The organism is Nocardioides sp. (assembly GCF_025964975.1).
Taxonomy (GTDB): Bacteria; Actinomycetota; Actinomycetes; order Propionibacteriales; family Nocardioidaceae; genus Nocardioides.
Window position 1 is genome coordinate 1 of the sequence record NZ_JAOPXV010000038.1, and the last position, 4,446, is coordinate 4,446.

General features: G+C 69.0%; 6 protein-coding genes. 1 reads left to right on the forward strand and 5 read right to left on the reverse strand.

The genetic code is table 11. The features are described from left to right. Positions 1-365: 365 nt before the first annotated feature. Positions 366-566 (forward strand): hypothetical protein, encoded by a 201-nt coding sequence (locus JWN68_RS02955; RefSeq protein ID WP_297734457.1) that lies wholly within the window; start codon positions 366-368, stop codon positions 564-566. Positions 567-653: 87 nt separating this feature from the next. Here the strand turns inward: JWN68_RS02955 and JWN68_RS02960 are convergent, their stop codons facing one another. The 5 genes from JWN68_RS02960 to JWN68_RS02980 all read right to left on the reverse strand — a co-directional run. After that, on the reverse strand, positions 654-1,361 hold the full coding sequence (locus JWN68_RS02960; protein WP_297734460.1) for a dienelactone hydrolase family protein: 708 nt from the start codon (positions 1,359-1,361) through the stop codon (positions 654-656). A gap of 255 nt (positions 1,362-1,616) precedes the next feature. Then, positions 1,617-1,961 (reverse strand): hypothetical protein, encoded by a 345-nt coding sequence (locus JWN68_RS02965; RefSeq protein ID WP_297734463.1) that lies wholly within the window; start codon positions 1,959-1,961, stop codon positions 1,617-1,619. Between the two features lie 10 nt (positions 1,962-1,971). Continuing rightward, complete coding sequence (locus JWN68_RS02970; RefSeq protein ID WP_297734466.1) at positions 1,972-2,781, reverse strand: class I SAM-dependent methyltransferase; 810 nt, start codon at positions 2,779-2,781, stop codon at positions 1,972-1,974. Then, on the reverse strand, positions 2,778-3,812 hold the full coding sequence (locus JWN68_RS02975) for a hypothetical protein (RefSeq protein WP_297734481.1): 1,035 nt from the start codon (positions 3,810-3,812) through the stop codon (positions 2,778-2,780). The genes JWN68_RS02970 and JWN68_RS02975 overlap by 4 nt, the downstream gene beginning before the upstream one ends. Positions 3,813-3,838: 26 nt before the next feature. After that, positions 3,839-4,446, reverse strand: a 608-nt coding sequence (locus JWN68_RS02980; protein ID WP_297734483.1) for an acyl-CoA dehydrogenase family protein, incomplete at its 5' end; no start/stop codon positions are given.

A 4,446-nucleotide genomic window follows, 5' to 3' on the forward strand; every position in this document is an offset into this window, starting at 1 on the left:
CAAGGGCCGCTGGCGCTACCAGATGACCGACCCCGGGGTGTTCGTCTGGACCAGCCCACTGGGTGACGAGTTCCTCCGCGACCACACCGGCGCCCGACCGATCAGCCCCACCGGTCCCCCACCCGACCACTGACTCGCTTGCCCCACACCCCGCGGTACACCTGCGGGGTCACAGGCACGCCCGTGAGGGCTGACCACAACCGCGCATCGGCGGCGTGGAACGGTTTCGTGCCTCACCAAAATTGGGGACCCGGGCACGCTGTTGCTGTGTTGTTGCCGCCGGTGCGGAAGCATGGCACCAAGAAGGACTCCATCGGGGGCAAGCGATGGGATCCACCCGAGTCGAGTGCACTGGGGGTGTTCGCGTGTATGACCAGTTTGACGTGAGCCTCGAGGACGGCGATCTCCTGAGCGAGGTCGAGCTCGTGACAACGTTGATGATCGCGGCCAGCGACTACGAGGGCCGCTTGCCCGTCAGCAAGCTCGACGAGCTGTTGGGACTTACGCCTGCGGTGCCTGTCAGCGATCTGCCTCGATCGGGAGCGACCACCGGCCAAGGTCGCTGACGACAGCTCCCCCGCCGATGATGCACACGGCGATCATCGTTCCGATCGCCACGCCGTTGAGAGGTGCCAGCCGACGTGGCGACTCGGTCAGGTGACCTTGGCCTTGAGGAACTCGACCGTGCGCGACCAGGCCTTGGCGGCAGCGTCAGGCGCGTAGGTGCCCAGCTTGTCGGTGTCGTTGTGGAAGGCGTGGGCGGCGTCGTAGTAGAAGAACTCGACCTCGGCGCCGGACTCCTCACGGATCTGGGCCTCCTGCTTCTTGGCGTCCTCGACGGGGTAGAAGTCGTCCTTCTCGCCGTAGTGGCCCTGCACCGCGGCGGACAGGCCGGTGTAGGTGTCGGGCACGGCTTGGCCGACGCCGTAGAACGGCACGGCGGCGCTGACCTTGTCGCGCTGTTGCGCGGCGAGCATGAGCACGAAGCCCCCACCCATGCAGAAGCCGACCGCACCGACCGTCCTGGACGTCACCGCGTCGTGGTCCAGCAGGTAGTCGACCGCTCCGGCGAGGTCGCGGGCCGCGCGGTCGACGGGCAGGCGGGACATCATCTCGCCGGCGTCGTCGGTGCCGTGGGCGACCTTGCCGCCGTAGAGGTCGGGGGCCAGCGCCACAAAGCCCTCGGCGGCAAGCCGGGCGCAGATGTCGACGATGTGGTCGTCGAGGCCCCACCACTCCTGGATGACGACGACACCTGCGCCGGAGCCGGACTCAGGAGTGGCGAGGTAGCCGTGGGCATGGTCGCCGTTGCTGGCGAAGGTGACGTTCTGGCGGATGTTCTCTTCGTTGTCATAGGTCATGCCACCGAGCCTAGGAGCGGCCTGGTGGCGTGACGAGTAGGACCGCAACCGCGCAACGCGATGCACGCCGGGTTCGTCGCACGCCCTGGCGGTGACCGACCTGGCCTACGCCGACCCACCAGAGCGCGAGCCCTACCCGAGCGACTGGCCGCCGGGGTCGGTCTCCCTCGCACGTTCGTCGCGTGAGCGGGGAGATCAACAGGGACGCGCAGAGCAGGTCGTACGTCTCGTCGACCGAGCCTTCCACGCTCTCGATCACGACCGCGCCCGGCCGCTCGCGAAGCAGCTGCTCCAGCCCGGCGTGGCAGCGCAGGAGCGCCGCTTCTCCCCCGTTGGTTGCGACGATGGTTCGGACCTGTTCGTGCCATGGATCGCTCGGCTCCTCGGCACCCTGGCGGCCAGGTAGGCGCCGATCATCGCCAGGGCGGATGGGCGGATGAGCGCACCGGCAGTGCCGAAGTCGCCCTCCCACCCGCCGATCAACGTCCGGAGGACGTCGATGTCACAGTTGAGCACGCCCGGGTGGTCGGCGACGTAGCGCCTGGCCAGCGTCGACTTCCCGATCCCCGGCGGACCGTTGAGGTGGATCAGCCGGGCCACGCGACCATCCTCACTTCGTCAGCACCAGGATCCGTCCGGCGAGCTTGCCCAGCATCGGGTAGACCTGCCAGAGCGAGTCACCGAGCATCACGTCGTACGCCGCATCGCCGAACGCCGCCCGATAGCGGTCCGGGTCCCGTCGCAGCCGGGCGAAGCGGAGGAGCGCCCGGGAGGCCTGGCCCGACTCCTCCTCGGCGTACTCGCCCCATTCGGAGGTCACGTCGAGGTCCAGGTCGACCTGCAGGCCGGAGCGGGCGATCGCCACGTCGGTGACGACCCGCTCCATCGAGGTCGGGACCACGCCCATCACCGGGAACAGCGCAGCGGCCTCGGAGTCCGAGAGCAGCGGTGTTGCCACGAACTGGTAGATGAGCGCCCGGCCGCCCGGCCTCAGGACCCGGGCGATCTCGGCGTACGCGTCATCGAGCGATCTCACGTGGACGAGCACGTCGCGACACCAGACCAGCTCCACCGACGCGTCGGCGACGGGGAGCTCGGTCACGGTCCCGCGGCTGAAGGAGACCCGGGACGAGATCTCGTCGGGCTCGTCGCGCCGGGCCTCACGCGCAAGGTCGAGGTGGCGCTGCACCGGGTCGACGCCCAGCACCTCGAAGCCGAAGTGGATCGCGAGGCGCACCGCGTGCCTCCCCTCCCCACAGCCGACGTCAAGCGCCACGGAGTCGGGCGGCAGGTCGAGCTCGCGCACCACCTGGAACAGGATGCCGGGACCACGAGGTGCGAGCGAGACGTCTGAGAGGGCGCCGAATTCCCCCTCGATGCGTGGGTAGTCGTCGTAGAAGAAACGCGGGTCGAAGCTCACGACTCGTCCTCCTGCCGGATCTGCTGGGCCAGGAACCCGGCCAGCCCGGCCATCGCTGCGTCCAGGACGGTCGCGTCGTCGATGGTGGCCGGGTCCACACCCGACACATCGACGGGCGTCAGGTCGTCCCACGACCCCGTCGCCGTGATCCCGAGCTCGGTGAGGGCGGTGACCATGTGGGCGGCATGGTCGCGCACCCACGGGGCAACGGGCAGCCCGATGGCCGGCTCCGCGGACTTGCGCGCGGCCAGCACCTGCTTGGCCAGCACGCCCTTGCGCAGGTCGGTCCCCTCGGGGAACGGCAGACCGGCGTCGTTGAGCAGCTCGTTCAACCGCCGGATGACCAGGGTGGACGCGGCGCCGACCGACTCGTTCTCCATCCGTGCCGGCGCGAAGCCGTCCGGCGGCGTACGCAGGACCGAGCAGAAGCGTTCCCACAACAGGTCACGAGGAGCGCCGGGGGGCGGCACCGTCACCACCGACACGGGGGCAAGCTCACCCCAGGTCCGCGCGATGCGCACGAGGTTCTGCTGGCGCCAGAACGTGCGCCCGGCCTCCGGTGGCTCGGACCCCTCCAGGGCTTCGCGACGTCCAGGTCGCCACGACTCCATGTCGGCGAGGTAGTCGGCGAAGGTCCAGGTGCGGCCGTTCTGCACCGTCTCCTGCCACATCGCGGCGATCGTGCGGTTCAGGTCGCGGGCGGTGATCACCACGTCGACCTGGTGGTCGGGGAAGGAGTCGAGGACGCGGCGGGCCACGACCGGCCGCACCGGCCCCAGGTATTCCATCGAGATGACCGAGGTGCCGCCGTGGGCATTGACCTTGCCGGCCATCTTGGCCCACTGCTCCTCGCCGGAGCCGAGGACGTCGCGCGCCGCCATCACCTGGGAGAGCCAGTTCATCCCCGGGACGAGGATGCCCCGGTCCGCCAGCAGCATCTTCTTGTTCGCGAAGAGGCGTGACTGGATGAACGAGGTGCCCGACTTCATCACTCCGACGTGGAGCACGAGGCGTTGCTGCCCGGGCGACATGCGCGCCACCCTATCCAGAGGCGTGCTCAGCCCTTGAGCTTGTAGTCCTTCAGCACGCTGCGACCAATGATCATCTTCTGGATGTCCGAGGTGCCCTCGCCGATCAGCATGAAGGCCGCCTCGCGGTAGAGCCGCTCGATCTCGTACTCCTTGGAGTAGCCGTAGCCACCGTGGATGCGGAAGGACTGGGTGGTCACCTCGGCGCAGTACTCGCTGGCGATCACCTTGGCCATGCCGGCCTCGACGTCGTTGCGCTGTCCGGCGTCCTTGAGCCGGGCGGCGTTGACCATCATCTGGTGCGCGGCCTCGACCTTGATGGCCATCTCGGCGAGCTGGAAGGCGATCGCCTGGTGCTGGGCGATCGGCTTGCCGAAGGTCTCCCGCTGCTGGGCGTAGGCGATCGCGAGCTCGAAGGCCCGGATCGAGATGCCGCAGGCCCGGGCTGCGACGTTGACCCGGCCGACCTCGACGCCGTCCATCATCTGGGCGAAGCCCTTGCCGGGCGCTCCGCCGAGGACCATGTCCGCGCCGATGCGGTAGCCGTCGAACACCAGCTCGGTGGTGTCGACGCCCTTGTAGCCCATCTTGTCGATCTTCCCGGGGATGGTGAGCCCGGGAGCGACCTCACCGAAGC